General features: G+C 60.4%; 1 pseudogene. It reads right to left on the bottom strand.

The annotated features are described in order from the left end of the window. Positions 1 to 26: 26 nt before the first annotated feature. Positions 27 to 222, bottom strand: a pseudogene (locus ACKPVM_RS20570) (IS3 family transposase); the annotation flags it as partial.

Here is a 222-nt window from a genome sequence, read left to right as displayed (position 1 = left end):
CTGATTCGCCCATTCGATCAGAAAAGCCCTCCACTTTCTCGGGGGAAGTCCAAAGCCTTCAAACGCGCGCGAAGCGCTCCATCGTCTCCGCGCCGCGTTCGGTAGCGAAATACTTTCGGCGCGACGCCGACGAGCCGGCAGGCCCGCCGTTGCGAGTAGTCCTTCTCATCGATCGCCCAGCTCACGGCTGTCTTCCTTGCTCTGGGCGTCAGAAGTTTTTTC

Source organism: Pectobacterium hainanensis, assembly GCF_046237015.1.
In the GTDB taxonomy this organism is placed as follows: Bacteria; Pseudomonadota; Gammaproteobacteria; order Enterobacterales; family Enterobacteriaceae; genus JBJYIN01.
The sequence above is the reverse complement of the archived record's forward strand: the minus strand, read 5'-3'. Positions and strand labels throughout refer to the sequence as shown.